This is a genomic window from Streptomyces sp. NPDC029122, assembly GCF_055569445.1.
Genome location: NZ_JBVHWK010000026.1, coordinates 66088 through 83155 on the forward strand (window position 1 = coordinate 66088; position 17068 = coordinate 83155).

Genomic DNA, 17068 nt, shown 5'->3' on the forward strand with positions numbered 1-17068 from the left:
AAGGGGCCGTACCCGCCGGGCGGGTACGGCCCCTTTCCGGGAAGCTGCCGGGGCGACCGGCGGCAACCGGTCCTAGTAGACCGGCTTCTCGGGCTCGATCTGGTGGACCCAGCCGATGACGCCGCCGCCGACGTGCACCGCGTCGGAGAAGCCCGCGGACTTCAGCACCGCGAGGACTTCCGCACTGCGGACACCCGTCTTGCAGTGCAAGACGATCCGCTTGTCCTGCGGGAGGTCCTGGAGGGCGGTGCCCATCAGGAACTCGCCCTTGGGGATCAGCTTCGCGCCGGGGATGGAGACGATCTCGTACTCGTTCTTCTCACGGACGTCGATGATCTCGATCTTCTCGTCCGCGTCGATCCACTCCTTGAGCTGCTTGGGAGTGATCGTGGAGCCCGCGGCGGCCTCCTGGGCCTCCTCCGACACGACGCCGCAGAAGGCCTCGTAGTCGATGAGCTCGGTGACGGTCGCGTTCGGACCGCAGACCGCGCAGTCGGGGTCCTTGCGGACCTTGACCTGGCGGTACTGCATCTCCAGGGCGTCGTAGATCATCAGGCGGCCGACGAGCGGCTCGCCGACGCCGGTGAGGACCTTGATGGCCTCGGTGACCTGGATCGAACCGATGGACGCGCAGAGCACGCCCAGTACGCCGCCCTCGGCGCAGCTCGGGACCATGCCCGGCGGCGGGGGCTCCGGGTACAGGCAGCGGTAGCAGGGGCCGTGCTCGGACCAGAAGACGGAGGCCTGGCCGTCGAAGCGGTAGATCGAACCCCATACGTACGGCTTGTTCAGCAGCACGCAGGCGTCGTTGACCAGGTAGCGCGTGGCGAAGTTGTCCGTGCCGTCGACGATGAGGTCGTACTGGCTGAAGATCTCCATCACGTTGTCGGCTTCGAGCCGCTCTTCGTGCAGGACCACGTTCACGTACGGGTTGATGCCCAGCACGCTGTCGCGGGCGGACTCGGCCTTGGAACGGCCGATGTCCGCCTGGCTGTGGATGATCTGGCGCTGCAGGTTCGACTCGTCGACCTCGTCGAACTCCACGATGCCCAGCGTGCCGACACCGGCCGCGGCCAGGTACATCAGGGCGGGCGAGCCGAGACCGCCGGCACCCACGGCGAGCACCTTGGCGTTCTTCAGGCGCTTCTGCCCGTCCATCCCGACATCGGGGATGATCAGGTGACGCGAGTACCGACGGACCTCGTCAACGGTGAGCTCAGCGGCTGGCTCAACCAGGGGTGGCAGCGACACGGGGACTCCAGGGTCATCCCCGCGGACGCGGGGAGCATTTAAGGGTTGTTCTATCCCGTAACAGTGCCACGCCCGTCTTCATTCCAAGACACCCGTCCCGATCCGCGAGACGATTTCGTCCCAGTACGCGGGCATGGAGGCCCAGGGGTCGCGGTCGGCCGCGCCGCGCCGGTCGGTGAACCAGATGGTGCCCGCTCCCTGCCAGCGGGCGATCCGCATGGCCTCCTCCAGGTGCGTGCTCGGCACCCCGTGGACGAGGTGGCAGAACCGCTCCGGCGGATGGTCGGCTGTCCACTCCGCCACCTGCGACCAGCGGTAGTCGGCCCAGGCCCCGGAGAAGGTGACCAGCTGGTCGGCGGCCTCCACGTAGCCCTCGTAGGGGTGCGTTCCGTGCCCCAGCACGATCCGCATGCCCTCTCCGAGCCCCCGCAGCGCGTCCGTCACCCGGCGGACGGCGGGCAGGTCCGCCCGGTCGGCGGGGGCGCCGGCCAGGTAGAAACCGCTGACGCCGTACCAGTCGCGGAACCGGTGCGCGTCGGAGAGCAGCTCCCCGAAGGAGCGGGAGCCGTCCCGTACGGCGAGGTGCCCGAGGACGGTTCCGCCCGCGGCCCGCAGCTTCGCGGCCGCCTCCGTGCAGTGCGGGTCGGGCCGGCCGCCGGGGCCGGCCGCGACGTTGAGCACCGCCCAGTGGAGGGGGGTCCCGGGGCGGGTCAGCTCGGCCCACTCCACCGGGGCGACCAGCGGGTGCGCGTAGCCGGGGATGCCCAGGCCGAGCCGGCCGGCCTCGGTCGCGGCCGTCGCCGTGGACCCCGGCGGGGTGGTCAGATGCGGCACGCCGCCTCCATCCAGATGTCCGCGAGGGACTCCTCCAGGTTGATCCGGGGCCGCCAGCCGAGCCGGTCGCGGGCGGTGCGGACGTCGGCCTGCTGCCAGGCGCCGCAGCCGTCGGGGTAGGGGTACGCCTGGGGGGCCGCGGCGAGCTGCTCGGGCGTGGCCTCGGAGCGGGGGGAGCCGATGGCGGCCAGGCCGGGCGGCCGGCCGCCGTGCCCGTGCCGGCCGTCGCCGTGCGGTACGTCCAGCTCGTGCAGGGCGCCGCCGTAGCCGGCGACCCGGGCGAGGACGGCCGCCGCGTCGCGCAGCCGGACCGCGCGGCCGGTGCCGATGTTCACGACGCCCTGGGCGGCGGACAGGGACGCGGCGTGCACCGCCCGCGCGACGTCCCGTACGTCGACGAAGTCGCGCTGCACCCCGAGGCCGCTCAGCTTGAGCTCGCCGTCCCCGGACTGCATGGCCCGCCGCATCGCCTCGGCGAGCCGGCCGAGCGGGGAACCGGCCGGGGTGCCGGGTCCGACGGGCGAGAAGACCCGCAGGACGACGGCGTCCAGTCCCGAGCCGAGGACCAGCTCGGTGGCGGCGAGTTTGCTGACGCCGTACGGCCCGCCGGGTCTCGGGACCGCGTCCTCGGCCGTGGAGGACCCGGGCTGGCTGGGCCCGTACTCGGCGGCGCAGCCGAGCTGGACGAGGCGGGCCCCGCAGCCGCTGCGGCGCAGGGACTCGCAGATGGTGGCGACGGCGACGGTGTTGTGCCGGGTCAGTTCCCGGGCACCGCCGCGGGTGGCGCCCGCGCAGTTGATGACGACGCCCGGGTGGACGGCGTCCAGGAACCGGGTGAGCGCGCCGGGGCTGCCGGTGGCGAGGTCGAAGCGGACGTCGGCGTCGTCGCCGCGGCCGAGCGCGGTGAGCTGTACGGCGGGGTCGGCGAGCAGCCGGTCCGCGACGTAGCGCCCGAGGTATCCGTTGGCTCCGATCAGCAGCACCCTCATCGCGCAACCCCTTGGTCGATTGGCTGGCCGGTCATCCTGTTTCTCCTTGGTTTCGCTGGGGTCGGTGACGCGCGTGTGCGGAGGCACGGGACAGCGCGAGGAAGGCGTGTACGAGGAGTCCCGCCGCGGCGGCCGCGACCGCCGCCGGGGCCGGGACCAGGGCGAGCGCCAGGGCCGCGGCCACCGGGGGGCGGCGGGCCCCGTGCCGGAGCAGCAGCCGGGCCAGGAACAGCAGCACCGCGAGCGGCACGGCCGTCCCCGGGGCGGCCCCGGTGAGCACGGCCGCCCCCGTGGCGGCCGCGGCGAACAGCAGGAGGGTCCCGGCGAGCAGCGGCCGCGCCCCGGCGGCGAAGTCCTCCAGGGCCCGGCTCCCGGCGAGCCGGCGGCGCGCCCGGGCGGCGTAGAGGACCGCGGCGAGGTGTCCGGGGGCGACGGCCAGCGCGAGGGCCGCGCCGAGGGCGGGGCCGTGCCGGTGGACGGCCCAGCCGACGGCGGCCGCCGCCAGCAGGTGGACGGCGCGGGGGAAGCGGCCCCGGGCGCTGCGCCCGGGCCACACCAGCGCGGCGGCGGTGACGAGCGCCGCGAGGGGTCCGGCCCCCGGGGTCCCGGTGGCGGCCGCGCCGAGGGCGAGGGCGCCGGGCAGCAGGGCGTACCCGAAGCCGCGTACCGCCCGGGCGGTGGCCGGGGGCTGCGCGGGCGCGGGATCGGGTGCCTCGCCGCGCGGGCTCCGCGCGTACAGCTCCTCGGCGAGGGTGAAGACGTCCCGGTGCCGGAACCGTGCGGCGGTGCGGTCGGTGAGGCCGTGCGCCTCCAGTCCGGCGGCGATCTCCAGCGGGTCGACGGCCCGCTCGCAGAGCTCCCGGTGCCGGTGCAGCAGCGCCTTGACGGGGTCCCCGCCGGCCCTGCGGCGGGCCTTCTCCGGCCCGCCCGCGCCGGCCGCGCCGGCAGCCCCCGCCCCGGCGGCCGCGGCCGGCCCCGTCCCGTACGCGCCGGCCGCGTCGGCGGGAGCCGGGGCGGGGTCCGCCGCGGGGAGGGCCTCGGGCGGCGGCGCGCCCGCGATGTCCGAGGTCGTCATGCCATCGCCTCCGAAGCCAGTCCCGTCTCGGCCGGGCGGGTGACCCACGGCCCCGGCACCCGCGCCTCCGCCGGGCAGGCGAACGGCACCTCCCCCTCGGGCCGCGCCGAACCGGTGGCCAGCAGCCGCAGGTAGCTCTCGCGGAAGGCCTCCACGTTCTGCTCGACGGTGAAGAGTTCCAGCGCCCTCGCCCGCGCCGCGGCGCCCAGCCGCTGGGCCCGCTCGGGGTCCTCCAGCAGCGCGAGGCAGGCCTCGGCCAGGGCGCGGGGGTTGCGCGGGGGGACGACGAGCCCGGTGCCGCCGATGACCTCGCGGACGGCCCCGACGTCGGTGGAGACGGTGGCCCGGCCGCAGAACATGGCCTCGGCCAGGGTGATGGGGAAGCCCTCGATCACCGAGGACAGCAGCACGATCCGCCCGGCCCCGTACGCGTCGGCGGGCGTGGGCGCCTCGGGGCCGCCGATCTCCTCGAAGGTGACGGGGCTCTCCCCCACGGTCCGCGCGTCGGCGGCCTCGTCGGGGAAGAGCTGTGCGGCCAGCGAGCGGCAGTCGGCCAGGTATCCGGGGGCGGCCGCCGAGGCGAAGATCCGCAGCCGGGTGTGGGGTGCGGCCCGGCGGACCTCCGCGAAGGCGTGCAGCAGGGCGATCAGGTCCTTGGCCGGCTCGACCCGCCCGACCCACACCAGGGTGTCCGGGTCCCCTCGGCCGGGGTCCTCGCCGACGGTGGCGAATCGGTCCGCCTCCATGCCCGGGTAGACCGTCCGCAGCCGCTCCCGGGACGCCCCGCAGCGCTCCTGCCAGCGGCGGGCGTGCGCGTTGCCGGGGGTGAGCAGGTCGGCGCGGGCGTAGATCTCCCCGGCGAGGCGGATGTGGAAGGCGGCCAGCAGGGCGCGCACGGCGGGCCGGGTCTCCTCGCGCCGTTCCAGGTAGTGGGCGCGGAGCTGGACGCCGTACTCGGTGACCAGCAGCGGGACCCCGAAGAAGCGTTTGGCCAGCAGTCCGGGGACGGCCGCCACCCCGCCGGCGGCGGCGTGGCACACGTCGGCCCGGCCGAGGCCCTCGTCCTCGTCCTCGCCCTCGTACCAGTCGAGGGACAACGGGCGCAGGGCGCGCTCCAGTTCGTCGACGAACTGGAGCAGGTCGGGGACCGCCGCCGTCCGCACGGCGCGGCTCGCGCCCCGGGCGCGGCAGCCGGCCTCCACCACCCGCACGGCGGTCTCGGAGCGCAGGGCCGCGTACATCCCGCCCTGTTCACCGGCGAGTTCGGCGAGACCGTACAGTCCGGCGGCGAAGGCCTCGGGCCCGCCCTCGCAGATCCCCCGGACCAGCTCCGCGAGGCCCTCCGCGAAGCGCCGCCGCTCGCGGCGGGAGTACGTCCGCCCGTCGTCGGCGGGGGCCCACAGCGGGGCGGTGCGCACGCGGGTGACGTGCGGCGGGAGCGTGACCCGGCCGCGCTCCTCCTGGCCGGCGGTGCGGCTCAGCGCGTAGAGCTCGAACTCGTGCTGCGGCAGTCCGCGCACGAGCCGGTCGCACCAGAGCCCGGCCTCTCCCGCCGCATACGGATAACCACCTTCCGTGACCAGTCCGATCCGCACGAGTGGCACCCCCGATCTCCCGTTCCGGGCGGTCGCCGTCGGTCCGGCGACCCGCCGCGGGAAACTCAAGCGGATGCGCCGGTGGCGCGGCGGACGGTTGTCCGTCGCGCCACCGGAAGGGGTGAAGAGTCGTAACTTTCCCGTACGGTTCGCGTTCGAGCACGCTAGGAAGGGCGTTACGCGAAGGTCACCCGGCGTTCGGTACCGCGGGCCCGTCCGGGGCCGTGGGCCCGGTCAATTGCCGGGGTACACCCAGGGGTTGGCCTTGCAGGGGATGTTGTCGATGTTCAGGGACTTCGTCTGCTGCTGCATGATCGGCGCGAGGGCGCCCGGGGTCTGACAGCTGACGTGTCCGTGGCCGAGCCGGTGTCCGACCTCGTGGTTGATGAGCATCTGCCGGTAGGCGAGCATCTGGTCGGGGCCGTAGGTCGGCGAACCCTGGCCCCACCGGAAGGCGTTGATCATCACGCGCTCGGTGGCGGCGGAGTCGCAGGAGACGTTGTCGACGGTGGTGTCCAGCCCGGATTTCGCGCACCAGACGCCGGTGGTCCCGGGGCTGGCCAGGGTGATCACGAACTCGGCCTCGCCGCCCGGCACCCGCTCGAAGGTCATCGCACCGTCGTGGGCCCAGCTGCGCGGGTCGTTGAGCGTGCGCTGCACGGCGTCGGCGAACAGCTGCGGGTCCATGCCGAGGCCCTGTTCCACGTCGACCCGGTAGCGCACCCGCTTCCCCTTGCCCGGGGCCTTGTCGACGCCGGGCACGGTGTCGAAGTTCCCCGGGCCGGCGAGCTTGGCGTCGATGGGCAGCTGCCGCGCCATCCGCTCCTCGTACGTGGGCGGCTGTGCGGCCGGGGCCGGCGGGACGGACGGGGTGGGGCGGCCGTCGGAGCGGGAGGCGGGCGAGCGGTCGCTCTGGGTGCGCGGGAGCGCATCGTCCCCGGCGGCGCGGGTGGCGGCGGCGTCGGAGTCGCCCTCGGTGGCCACCTGTCCGGCGACGACGACGGCGAGCACGGTGGTGACGGCCGCGGCGGCCATTCCGGTGTACGTACGGATCTTCGCGCCACGGCCGCTCGCGGGGGCGGCGGGCGCTTCGGGCGTGCGGGGCCCGGGCACCCGGCGGTGGGAGCCGGTCGAGCCGAGGGGGTCGCGCGGGGCGGACGCCGGCGCCGGGCGGACCACCGCCGGGGCGGGTGCGGGCGCGGGGGTGGCGGCCCGGGGGGCGCCGAGCCGGTCGCCGTGGACGGCACCCGCCCCGGGGGCCCGGCCGGCGCCGCCGCCTTCGCGCTGCTCGGGGTGGCCGCCGGGGCGTGCACCGCGGGATGCGGGGCGGGCCTGGGGCGCGTACCCCTGGTGGACGACGGTGGGCTCGGTGTCCCGGTGCGCGCCGCCGGGAGGCCCGGGGTAGGGCGCGGGCTCGTACGGGTCGTGGGCGTAGCGGTCGTGGGGGTAGTGCTGGGGCGCGTGTGCCTCGTGGGGCGCCGGGTCGTACGGGTCGGGGGTGTACTGCCGGTGCGCGGGGGCCCCGTGGGGCGCGGGCTCGGGCGCGTACTGCCCGCGCGCGTAGGCCTCGTGGGGCGCCGGCTCGTACGGGTCGGGGGTGTACAGCCCGTCCGTGTACAGCCCGTCCGCGTGGGAGCCGGCGGCGTAGGGGCCGGCCTCGTACCCCTGGGGCTCGTACGCCGCCGTCGGCGGCCCGGGCTCCGCGGGCGGACGGACCGGGGCGGAGGCCTTGCGACTATGTCGTCCCACGTCCTCAGCCCTTGCCGTCTTCGGTACTTCGGTCGGATACCCGGTCGGCGGTGTCACGCAGGAGGTCCCGGAAGGCCGCCGCGACCACCTCGGGGTACTCCATCATCGCCACGTGCCCGGCCTCGGGCAGGCACACCAGCCGCGAGCCCCGGAAGGACGCGGCGGCCTTGCGCGCCATACGGTACGACACCAGTCGGTCGCGCCCACCGTAGACGAGCAGGGCCGGCGCGAGCACGCGCTGCGCCTGGCGCCACAGTCCGTGTTGCCCGCCGAGGGTGTACGCGTCGACGATCCCCCGCGAGGAGCGGGTCATCGCGTCCCAGAAGTAGGGCAGCGCCATGCGCCGCTCCATCTCCTCGACGGCGGCGCGGAAGCCCTCCGCCGTCACCCGTGAGGGGTCTCCGTAACAGAGGGCCGTCACTCCCCGGGTGCGCTGTTCGGCCGTCATCCCGTGCGTGAGCCGGCCGAAGAGCGCGGCGATGCCCGGGAGGGCCAGCAGGGCGGTGGGCACGGCCGCCCTCTGCACGCGCAGCTCCGGCAGCGCGGGCGAGACGAGCGTCAGGGTCCGCACCAGGTCCGGGCGGACGGCCGCGACGCGGGTGGAGACCGCCCCGCCGAGGGAGTTGCCGAAGAGGTGCACCGGCCCGCGCCCGGCGGCGTCGAGGTGGCGGATGACGGCGCGGGCGAGCGCGGTCACCGAGTAGTCCCGGTCGGCGGGCGGCGGGGACCAGCCGAATCCGGGCAGGTCCACGGCCTCGCCGTCGACGCTTCCGGCCAGCTGCTCCATGAGGGCCGACCAGTTCTGGGAGGAACCGCCGAGCCCGTGGACGAAGAGCGCGGGCGGCAGGCCCGCCCGCTGCGGCGGCCGGAAACGTACGTTCATTTCCAGGCCCGGCAGCGCGACGGTGCGCAGCTGCTCCCCGTCGGCCACCCGGACGGCACCTGCCTGGGAGGCCGGTCCGGCGGTGGACCGTACGCCCGGCGGCTCGGTCGAAGACATGGGCCAATGTTACGAGACGATCACGCCCGGCCCCTTGCGTTCGCTTGTGTTCGCGGTCACAGGACCGTCTGGCGGCGGACTGCCGTTCCTCCTAGGCTCGTAGTGGGATGACGAGCGAAGGCGAGGGGAGCGGAATGACTGTCGACCCTGCGGAGCCGGACACCTTCCGGGAAGAGTTGCGGGACGCCATCGGCACCGAGGCGCCGGAAGCGGACGCCGCCGAGCAGCACACCGAGATCCAGCCGCAGGAGGACGATCCGCTCGTCGGCCTGGATCCGGACGAGGCGCCGGTGGCGGACGCCGCCGAGCAGGCCCGGGTGGTCCCGCTGGACGAGGAGGACTACCGCTGACCCGCTCCGACGGGCGCTGACCAGCGTGTCAGGCCTGTGTCCAAGCGGTCCGTACCGCGAGAAAACTCGGCTTGAACCCACCAGATTCGGTTACCGAAAAGTACGATGGCGGCGCGGCGCAGAGCGCACTGTGTTCTTAGAGAAAGTGGGAGGCGGCGTGACAGCCATCGAGCAGACCGAGGCAGCGCGTCCGCGGGGCACGCGACTGCCGCGCCGGGCCCGGCGCAACCAGCTGCTGGGCGCGGCCCAGGAGGTTTTCGTCGCGCAGGGCTATCACGCGGCCGCGATGGATGACATCGCCGAGCGCGCCGGCGTCAGCAAGCCGGTGCTCTACCAGCACTTCCCCGGCAAGCTCGACCTGTACCTGGCCCTGCTGGACCAGCACTGCGAGAGCCTGCTGCAGGCCGTGCGCGGGGCGCTGGCGTCGACCAGCGACAACAAGCTGCGCGTGGCGGCGACGATGGACGCCTACTTCGCGTACGTCGAGGACGAGGGGGGCGCGTTCCGGCTGGTGTTCGAGTCGGACCTGACGAACGAGCCGGCGGTGCGCGAGCGCGTCGACCGGGTCTCGCTCCAGTGCGCGGAAGCCATCTCGGACGTCATCGCCGAGGACACGGGCCTGTCGAAGGACGAGTCGATGCTGCTGGCGGTGGGCCTGGGCGGGGTCTCGCAGGTCGTCGCCCGGTACTGGCTCTCCAGTGAGAGCCCGGTCGCCCGCGACACGGCGGTGGGCCTGCTGACCTCGCTGGCGTGGCGCGGCATCGCCGGTTTCCCGCTGCACGGCACGGAGGCCTGACCGGCGGTTGTTCGCTGCCAGCGTGTCCGCCGCGAGCCGATCGTGTCCCCTCTCCGGGCTAATGTGGACCGGGTACGGCGCGGCTGATCGCGCGAACCGGACCGTCGGAGGGACAAAGCCGTGGAGGTCAAGATCGGCGTGCAGCACGCACCCCGGGAGATCGTGCTGGAGAGCGACCTGAGCGCCGAGGAGCTGGAGGCCATCGTGGCCGCCGCGCTGTCCGGTACGGCGCCGCTGCTGAGCCTGACCGACGTCAAGGGCCGCAAGGTCCTCGTGCCGTCCGACCGCCTGTCGTACGTCGACCTGGGCGAGCCGAGCGTGCGCAAGGTCGGTTTCGGGGCGCTCTGACGCTCGTTCGAGGCACCGAGGACGAAGGAAACGGCCCGGCGGATGGTTCCGCCGGGCCGTTTCCCTTTCTTCCGCTTCGGGTAGGGAGCGCAGTGACCCGTTTGCCCTGACGCATGGGAGTGACCAGATGCTGCTGATGGAGGCGCTCGGCTCAGGTCTGCTGGGCCTCGCACTGGCCGGCGCCGCCTCGCGGGTCCTCGCGCAGCGACTGCCCTCCACGAGAACGGTGCTGGTCAGCGGGGTGGTCGGCGCCCTTTTCGGGGCGTATCTGACGCACATGTCGCTGGGCCCGGGGCACAACACCCTGTTCGCGACGCTGCTGGGGGGCGTCGGTGTGTCCGCCGTGGTCCTCTCCCTGCTGCTGCGTCCCGCCGCCGGCTCCCGGAGGTCCCCCCGGCGCGCTCCGTTTTCGCTCTCGTCGGGGGGCTGAGCGCGGCTCGCGTCCCGGTGGAGCGGTGCGTGCCGGGAGGGTTCCCAGGACCGTCAGGCCGCGAGGCCCAGGGCGGCCATGCGCTTGGTGTGCGCCTTGGTGATCCGGGTGAACATCTCGCCGACGGCCGCCAGGTCGAAGCCGGCCGCCATCCCGTCGACGCCGCCGACCAGCATGGTGGACAGCGCGTCGCGCTCGGCGACCACGCGCTGCGCCTGCGAGAGGGCCTCGCCCATCAGCCGGCGGGCCCACAGCGCGAGCCGTCCGCCGCAGCGCGGGTCGGCCTCGATGGCGGCGCGGACCTTCTCGACGGCGAAGCCGCCGTGGCCCGTGTCGTCGAGGACGCCGACGACCAGGGCGCGGGTGTCGGTGTCGAGGTGGTTGGCGACCTCGCGGTAGAAGTCACTGGCGATCGAGTCGCCGACGTACGCCTTGACCAGGCCCTCCAGCCAGTCGGAGGGGGCGGTCTGGCGGTGGAAGTCGTCCACGCCCTTGGCGAAGGGCTCCATCGCGGCGGTCGGCTCGGCGTCGATGGCCGCGAGGCGGTCGCGCAGCCGCTCGAAGTGGTGGAATTCGGCGGAGGCCATTTTCGCCAGCTCGGCCTTGTCGCCGAGGGTGGGGGCGAGCTTCGCGTCCTCCGCGAGGCGCTCGAAGGCCGCGAGCTCCCCGTACGCCAGCGCGCCGAGCAGGTCCACGACGGCGGCCCGGTACTGGGGCGAGGCGGAGGCCGTCGCCCAGTCCTGGGCGGCGATTCCCTGGGCCCCCAGGGTGTTGTCGTCGGCGGGAGATGCGTTTTCTACGGTCGACATGCTCCGCACAATAGCCCGCCGAAAGGGCGCACAAGTCACCACTGGCGCGCACTGCCGCTCCGTGTAAACACGCCTACGTGGTGAATTCACCCGACACACCTGCGCGATTCCGGGGTACAGTGGTAATGCGCCTGCCGGATACTCGGCGGGCCATCCGAATGAGGATGCCCGGTCGGTGGCCCGATCGGCTCCACCCGACCGCCCTCGGTGTGGTGGTGCGCCCATGCGTACCGGCCCGCACGAGGGGCCCCCTCAGCGGCAGAAGCGCTTGAGCGAAGGCCAGTGGTCCCGCGCAGCTTCGCACGGCTCGCCCGAACGTGGGCGCAGTCCTGCAGGCCCGGCACGGTAAGACCCCCTCGCCGCCTCGCGCCGCGTCTCACAGAAGAGGCAGCACCCTGACTACTTTCCGTGACCTCGGGATCTTCCCCGAGACGGCCGAGGCCCTCGAAGCCGTCGGCATCGTGTCCCCCTTCCCCATCCAGGAGATGACCCTCCCCGTCGCCCTCTCCGGCTCGGACGTCATCGGCCAGGCGAAGACCGGAACCGGCAAGACGCTCGGTTTCGGCCTTCCGCTGCTGGAGCGGGTCGTCGTCCCCGCGGACGTCGAGGTCGGCCGGGCCAGGCCCGACCAGCTGACCGACGCTCCCCAGGCCCTCGTGGTGGTTCCCACCCGCGAGCTCTGCACCCAGGTCACCAACGACCTGCTCACCGCGGGCAAGGTCCGCAACGTCCGCGTCCTCGCCATATACGGCGGCCGCGCTTACGAGCCCCAGGTCGAGGCGCTCAAGAAGGGCGTCGACGTGATCGTCGGCACCCCGGGCCGCCTGCTGGACCTGGCGGGGCAGAAGAAGCTCGACCTCTCGCACGTCAAGGCCCTCGTCCTGGACGAGGCCGACGAGATGCTCGACCTGGGCTTCCTGCCCGACGTCGAGAAGATCATGAACCTGCTGCCCGCGAAGCGCCAGACGATGCTGTTCTCGGCGACCATGCCGGGCGCGGTCATCGGCCTGGCCCGCCGGTACATGTCGCAGCCGACGCACATCCGCGCCACCTCGCCCGAGGGCGAGGGCGTGACCGTCGCCAACATCACGCAGCACGTCTTCCGTGCGCACAACATGGACAAGCCGGAGCTCGTCTCCCGCATCCTCCAGGCCGAGGGCCGTGGCCTGGCCATGATCTTCTGCCGTACCAAGCGCACGGCGGCCGACATCGCCGAGCAGCTGGAGAAGCGCGGCTTCGCCTCGGGCGCCGTCCACGGCGACCTGGGCCAGGGCGCCCGCGAGCAGGCGCTGCGCGCGTTCCGCAACGGCAAGGTCGACGTGCTGGTGTGCACCGACGTCGCCGCGCGCGGCATCGACGTCGAGGGCGTGACGCACGTCATCAACTACCAGACGCCGGAGGACGAGAAGACCTTCCTGCACCGCGTGGGCCGCACCGGCCGCGCGGGCAACAAGGGCATCGCCGTCACCCTGGTCGACTGGGACGACATCCCGCGCTGGCAGCTGATCAACAAGGCGCTGGAGCTGGACTTCCACGACCCGGTCGAGACGTACTCCACGTCCCCGCACCTGTACGAGCAGATGAACATCCCGGCCGGCACCAAGGGCATCCTGCCGCGCGCCGAGCGCACGCGGGCCGGCCTGAAGGCCGAGGACCTCGAGGACCTGGGCGAGACCGGCGGGCGCGGTGGCCGTGGCGGCCGCGGTGCTGCCGCCGCCGCCGTGGTGACCGAGGAACGTCCGCCGCGTACCCGGACGCCGCGCCAGCGTCGCCGGACCCGTGGCGGTGCCGAGCTGGACGGGGAGGCGGGCGTCGAGTCCGCCGCCGTGGCCGAGGCGCCGGCCGCCGAGGTTCCCGCCGCCGACGAGTCGCGCCGGCCTCGCCGTCGCCGGACGCGGGTGAGCGCTTCGGCCGTCGCCGCGGTGGCCGAGGCCGCCGTCACCGAGGCCCCCGCCGCGGTCACCGCTCCGGTGGCGGTCGTGGTCGAGACCCCGGCCGTGGTGGAGGCCCCCGTGGCCGAGGCTCCGGCCGTGGCCGAGGAGGCCCCGGTCAAGCCGAAGCGCACGCGGACCCGCAAGGCCACCGTCGCCGAGGCCCCCGCCGTCGAGGCTCCCGTGGCCGAGGCTCCGGCCGTGGTGGAGGCCCCCGTGGCCGAGGCTCCGGCCGTGGCCGAGGAGGCCCCGGTCAAGCCGAAGCGGACGCGGACCCGCAAGGCCGCCGCCGAGGCCCCCGCCGTCGAGACCCCGGCCGCCGGGGCGGCCCCGGTCAAGCCGCGCCGGGTCCCGACGCGCAAGGCCGCGCCGACCCCGATCCCCGACGTGGTCAAGGGCGCCGTCGCCGACGCGCCCGCGCCGCGCCGGACCCGGGCCCGGAAGGCGGCCGTGGCCGCGGCTCCGGAGCCGGACTTCCAGATGGCCCCGCCGGTCGAGCCGGTCAGGACGACCCGCCGGTTCCGCTGACCCGGCCGGGCAGACGCCCGTACGACGGCCCCGGTCCCCTTCGAGGGGGCCGGGGCCGTCGCCGTACCGGGCCGCACTACGGGCCGGTAACCTCGGGCCATGAGCAAGCCGCCGCGCCTCACGCTGCCCCCCGTCGCCCGCGCGTACCGCCTGCACACCGCCCGCGGCGAGTTCGCCGTCCACGAGGCGGGCGAGCCCGTACGCGGAACGGCCCTGCTGGTCCCCGGGTTCACGGGCAGCAAGGAGGACTTCATCGCCCTGCTGGAGCCGCTCGCCGCCGCCGGATACCGGGTGGTCGCCGTCGACGGGCGCGGCCAGTACGAGAGCCCCGGCCCGCGCGACGAGGCCGCGTACGAGCTCCCGGAGCTGGCGCTCGACGTGCTGGCGCAGGCCCGCGCACTGGGCGCGGGCCCGGGAGGAGAGCCCCTGCACCTGGTCGGCCACTCCCTGGGCGGGCTCGTCGCGCGCGCCGCGGTGCTCCGCGACGCCGCGCCCTTCGCCTCCCTCACCCTGCTGAGCAGCGGGCCCGCCGCCATCGCGGAGGAGCAGCAGGCCCGTACGAAGCTGCTGGTCATGGCGCTGGAGGAACTGCGGGAGGACATGGGGGCCGTATGGACGGCGATGCGCGCCCAGGACCCGCCGGACGCCGAGCCCGACTCCGCCGAGCTGGCGGCGTTCCTGCGCGAGCGGTGGCTGCGCACGGCTCCGGAGCAGCTGATCACCACGGGGCGGGTGCTGATCTCGGAGCCCGACCGGGTGGCGGAGCTGGCGGCGGTGCCGCTGCCCAAGCTGGTCCTGTCCGGTGTGGTCGACTACGCCTGGCCGGTGTCGCTGATGGACGAGATGGCCGTCCGTCTGGCTGCTTCCCGTGTGGTGGTCGAGGGCGCGGAGCACTCCCCCAACGCGGAGAACCCGCAGGTCACGGCTGGTGCTCTAGTGGACTTCTGGCGATCCTTTAGCGGCCGGTAGTTAGGTAAGGAAAAAATTTCCTTAGCGTAGGGAATGTTTCTCGCGCGACACCTGTTGACCCCTGTGCAAGGAGAACACCGACGAAGGGAGAAGCCGTGCGCTTCGAGATTCTGCGCCTGGACGACGTCGACGGAACCGCCGTGGACAGCACCGTCGTGGACGCGGCCTCCGTCAACCGGATCGTGCAGCAGGCGGCCTCCATCGGCCAGCGCATCCTGATCCGACCGGCCGAGAGTGCGTCCTCCTGATGATTTCGAAACGCCCCCGCACCGATCCGGTGCGGGGGCGTTTCGCATGCGTGGGGGCGGTCAGGCGCCGCGGATGACCTGGAGCACGCCGTTGATGATCTGCTGGACGGCGATGGCCGACAGCATCATGCCGGCGAGCCGGGTGACGAGGACGACGCCGCCGTCCTTGATGACGCGGATGATCACCAGCGAGTAGCGCATGGTCAGCCACAGCACGACGTGCATGGCGGCGATCGCGACCCAGACGGAGACCTGGCCGCTCACGCCGTCGGCCTTCTGCACGGCAAGGATGACGGAGACGATCGCACCGGGACCGGCCAGCAGCGGCATGCCCAGCGGGACGAGCGCGACGTTGACGTCCTTGGTCTGCTTGGGCTCGTCCGTCTTGCCGGTGAGCAGGTCGAGCGCGATCAGCAGGAGCAGCAGGCCACCGGCGATCATCAGCGCCGGGACGGAGACGTGCAGGTAGTCCAGGATCTGCTGGCCGCAGATGCCGAAGACGGCGATGACTCCGAAGGCCACGCAGACGGCCTGCCAGGCCATGCGGCGCTGGACCTTCGCGGGACGGCCCGAGGTCAGGGCCAGGAAGATCGGCGTGATCCCCGGGGGGTCCATAATCACAAAAAGCGTGAGAAAAAGGGATCCGAAGACGGCGAAATCAAACACAGTGATGCCTTGCAGTGAGGGGTGTTACCGAAAAGCGGGAGGGGAGGTGTGGGCGCGGCGCTTACGCGCGGGCGTCTCCACCGGCACCGGGCACGGGGAAGGCCCCCGCCGCCCGGCGCGTGATCTCGCCGTAGATCTCGGGGTCCGTGGTGTACTCCCCGAGACGACAGGTCTTGCGGCTGCCGTGGTAGTCGCTGGAGCCGGTCGTCAGCAGACCGAGGTCCCCGGCCAGTCCGCGCAGCCGGGCGCGGGTGGCGGCGTCGTGGTCCATGTGGTCCACCTCGATGCCGTCCAGGCCCGCGGCCGCGAGGGCGGCTATCGCGGACTCGGGCACGCATGCGCCGCGCTTGACGGCGGCGGGGTGCGCGAAGACGGTGACCCCGCCGGCCGCCTTGACCAGGCGGATGGCGTCAAAGGGGTCGAGCTCGTGCTTCTCGGCGTACGCGCGGCCGCCGTCGGCGAGCCAGTCGGCGGTGAACGCGTCGGACACGGTGGGGACGACGCCCAGCTCGACCATGGCGGTGGCGATGTGGGGCCGGCCCACGGAGCCGTCGCCGGCGATCCGGGCCACCTGCTCCCAGGTGACGTCCACCCCGAGCGCCTGGAGCTTGCCCACCATGGACTGGGCGCGGGGGGTGCGGTCGTCCCGTACGAGTTCCCGCTCGCGGGCGAGCTCGGGCTCCTCGGGGTCGAAGAGGTACGCCAGCATGTGCATGCCGACGCCGTCGAGGCGGCAGGACAGCTCGGCGCCGGTGACCAGCGTCAGCCCGGCCGGGAGCGCGGCAATGGCCTCGGCGTATCCCCCGACGGTGTCGTGGTCGGTCAGCGCGACCACGTCCAGCCCGGCGGCGGCGGCGTTGCGCACCAGCTCGGCGGGGGTGTCGGTGCCGTCGGAGGCCGTGGAGTGGGCGTGCAGGTCGATGCGCACAGCCGGACTCCAGGGTTCACGCGGACGGGGGACACCCCAGGGTACCGCTCGCGGGGCCCGAGACGGCCCCACGGGGCGGGGGGCCTCGCGGTAGGGGGCCGGGGGCGGGGGGTGGTCGGCCACCGGCGTTCCGGGCGGGGCGGGGGCTGCGGGGGCGGGGTGTCGGCGGGGCCGTCTCAGGGCTGGTTTGGGGGTTTCCCGTCAGTCCCATCGTCCTTCCGTGTCGTGCCGGTCCGTCAAGGGCGCTCCTTCGTCGCGTCGCTTCGCGATGGCCTTCGGCCACCCTTGACCGACCGACCCGCCCCGGAAAGACAAGGACTGCCGGGAACCCCCCAAAAGAACGGTCACGGGGCAGGAATGGAGGGGCGGGTCCCTCAGCGACGAGACGAGGGGCCAGGCGTCGGCCTCTCCCGGATCCGGGCCCACCAGACAGCGAACCCGGGCCGGAGGCCCACTACCCGCACCACATGCCGACCAGAGCAGCGAGGGAAGCGGATGGGCGCGACAGATCGCTACGCGCTCCTCCCGGCATAGCGTCCGACGACCGTCCGGCCCCATCCGGGACCGGTGGG

17 protein-coding genes are annotated in these 17068 nt (G+C 73.9%); 7 read left to right on the plus strand and 10 right to left on the minus strand.

Translation table 11 applies throughout. The features are described from left to right. Positions 1–72: 72 nt before the first annotated feature. The 7 genes from moeZ to ACZ4WZ_RS26370 form a co-directional block, all read right to left on the minus strand. Positions 73–1251 (minus strand): adenylyltransferase/sulfurtransferase MoeZ, encoded by a 1179-nt coding sequence (gene moeZ, locus ACZ4WZ_RS26340; RefSeq protein ID WP_467893992.1) that lies wholly within the window; start codon positions 1249–1251, stop codon positions 73–75. 78 nt (positions 1252–1329) lie between these two features. Further along, positions 1330–2085, minus strand: a complete 756-nt coding sequence (locus ACZ4WZ_RS26345; RefSeq protein ID WP_467893994.1) for a spherulation-specific family 4 protein — start codon at positions 2083–2085, stop codon at positions 1330–1332. Then, on the minus strand, positions 2073–3074 hold the full coding sequence (locus ACZ4WZ_RS26350) for an NAD-dependent epimerase/dehydratase (protein ID WP_467893996.1): 1002 nt from the start codon (positions 3072–3074) through the stop codon (positions 2073–2075). Before ACZ4WZ_RS26350 ends, ACZ4WZ_RS26345 begins: the two co-directional genes overlap by 13 nt. A gap of 31 nt (positions 3075–3105) precedes the next feature. Continuing rightward, positions 3106–4149, minus strand: a complete 1044-nt coding sequence (locus ACZ4WZ_RS26355; RefSeq protein WP_467893998.1) for a hypothetical protein — start codon at positions 4147–4149, stop codon at positions 3106–3108. Then, positions 4146–5744, minus strand: a complete 1599-nt coding sequence (locus ACZ4WZ_RS26360) for a DUF3492 domain-containing protein (protein ID WP_467894000.1) — start codon at positions 5742–5744, stop codon at positions 4146–4148. Before ACZ4WZ_RS26360 ends, ACZ4WZ_RS26355 begins: the two co-directional genes overlap by 4 nt. 234 nt (positions 5745–5978) lie before the next feature. Next, positions 5979–7493: a DUF3152 domain-containing protein gene (locus ACZ4WZ_RS26365; protein WP_467894001.1), complete on the minus strand. Its 1515-nt coding sequence runs from the start codon at positions 7491–7493 to the stop codon at positions 5979–5981. Positions 7494–7497: 4 nt separating this feature from the next. After that, complete coding sequence (locus tag ACZ4WZ_RS26370; protein ID WP_467894003.1) at positions 7498–8493, minus strand: alpha/beta fold hydrolase; 996 nt, start codon at positions 8491–8493, stop codon at positions 7498–7500. Between the two features lie 134 nt (positions 8494–8627). Between ACZ4WZ_RS26370 and ACZ4WZ_RS26375 the strand changes: the two genes are divergently transcribed. From ACZ4WZ_RS26375 to ACZ4WZ_RS26390, 4 genes are all read left to right on the plus strand, one after another. After that, positions 8628–8843, plus strand: a complete 216-nt coding sequence (locus ACZ4WZ_RS26375) for a hypothetical protein (protein ID WP_467894005.1) — start codon at positions 8628–8630, stop codon at positions 8841–8843. Between the two features lie 157 nt (positions 8844–9000). Continuing rightward, a complete protein-coding gene (locus ACZ4WZ_RS26380; RefSeq protein WP_467894006.1) occupies positions 9001–9639 on the plus strand; it encodes a TetR/AcrR family transcriptional regulator in 639 nt (212 codons plus the stop codon). Positions 9640–9759: 120 nt separating this feature from the next. After that, positions 9760–9987, plus strand: a complete 228-nt coding sequence (locus tag ACZ4WZ_RS26385; protein ID WP_362467386.1) for a DUF3107 domain-containing protein — start codon at positions 9760–9762, stop codon at positions 9985–9987. Positions 9988–10114: 127 nt separating this feature from the next. Next, positions 10115–10417 carry a hypothetical protein gene (locus tag ACZ4WZ_RS26390; RefSeq protein WP_467894009.1) on the plus strand — a complete coding sequence of 101 codons (303 nt, stop codon included), beginning with the start codon at positions 10115–10117 and terminating at the stop codon, positions 10415–10417. Positions 10418–10470: 53 nt separating this feature from the next. Here the strand turns inward: ACZ4WZ_RS26390 and ACZ4WZ_RS26395 are convergent, their stop codons facing one another. Then, positions 10471–11226, minus strand: coding sequence for a ferritin-like fold-containing protein (locus ACZ4WZ_RS26395; RefSeq protein WP_467894010.1), 756 nt, complete (start codon positions 11224–11226; stop codon positions 10471–10473). A gap of 485 nt (positions 11227–11711) precedes the next feature. Between ACZ4WZ_RS26395 and ACZ4WZ_RS26400 the strand changes: the two genes are divergently transcribed. The 3 genes from ACZ4WZ_RS26400 (at position 11712) to ACZ4WZ_RS26410 (ending at position 14902) form a co-directional block, all read left to right on the plus strand. After that, positions 11712–13685, plus strand: a complete 1974-nt coding sequence (locus tag ACZ4WZ_RS26400; protein WP_467894082.1) for a DEAD/DEAH box helicase — start codon at positions 11712–11714, stop codon at positions 13683–13685. A gap of 99 nt (positions 13686–13784) precedes the next feature. Then, positions 13785–14654, plus strand: coding sequence for an alpha/beta fold hydrolase (locus tag ACZ4WZ_RS26405; protein ID WP_467894012.1), 870 nt, complete (start codon positions 13785–13787; stop codon positions 14652–14654). 95 nt (positions 14655–14749) lie between these two features. Beyond that, positions 14750–14902 carry a hypothetical protein gene (locus tag ACZ4WZ_RS26410; RefSeq protein ID WP_183067205.1) on the plus strand — a complete coding sequence of 51 codons (153 nt, stop codon included), beginning with the start codon at positions 14750–14752 and terminating at the stop codon, positions 14900–14902. Between the two features lie 60 nt (positions 14903–14962). On the opposite strand, the gene ACZ4WZ_RS26415 is transcribed toward ACZ4WZ_RS26410, so the two are convergent. Together ACZ4WZ_RS26415 and ACZ4WZ_RS26420 are read right to left on the minus strand one after the other, a co-directional pair. Further along, complete coding sequence (locus ACZ4WZ_RS26415; protein WP_467894014.1) at positions 14963–15568, minus strand: MarC family protein; 606 nt, start codon at positions 15566–15568, stop codon at positions 14963–14965. 61 nt (positions 15569–15629) lie between these two features. Beyond that, the gene (locus ACZ4WZ_RS26420) at positions 15630–16496 is read right to left on the minus strand and encodes a PHP domain-containing protein (protein WP_467894016.1); all 867 of its coding nucleotides are present in this window, start codon (positions 16494–16496) and stop codon (positions 15630–15632) included. Between the last annotated feature and the right edge of the window lie 572 nt (positions 16497–17068).

Excerpts from the sequence above, each read along its gene's own strand:
- ACZ4WZ_RS26350 (WP_467893996.1), bottom strand. The coding sequence starts at position 3,074 with ATGAGGGTGCTGCTGATCGGAGCCAACGGATACCTCGGGCGCTACGTC.
- ACZ4WZ_RS26355 (WP_467893998.1), bottom strand. The coding sequence starts at position 4,149 with ATGACGACCTCGGACATCGCGGGCGCGCCGCCGCCCGAGGCCCTCCCC.
- ACZ4WZ_RS26370 (WP_467894003.1), bottom strand. The coding sequence starts at position 8,493 with ATGTCTTCGACCGAGCCGCCGGGCGTACGGTCCACCGCCGGACCGGCC.
- ACZ4WZ_RS26375 (WP_467894005.1), top strand. The coding sequence starts at position 8,628 with ATGACTGTCGACCCTGCGGAGCCGGACACCTTCCGGGAAGAGTTGCGG.
- ACZ4WZ_RS26390 (WP_467894009.1), top strand. The coding sequence starts at position 10,115 with ATGCTGCTGATGGAGGCGCTCGGCTCAGGTCTGCTGGGCCTCGCACTG.
- ACZ4WZ_RS26395 (WP_467894010.1), bottom strand. The coding sequence starts at position 11,226 with ATGTCGACCGTAGAAAACGCATCTCCCGCCGACGACAACACCCTGGGG.
- ACZ4WZ_RS26400 (WP_467894082.1), top strand. The coding sequence starts at position 11,712 with ATGACCCTCCCCGTCGCCCTCTCCGGCTCGGACGTCATCGGCCAGGCG.
- ACZ4WZ_RS26405 (WP_467894012.1), top strand. The coding sequence starts at position 13,785 with ATGAGCAAGCCGCCGCGCCTCACGCTGCCCCCCGTCGCCCGCGCGTAC.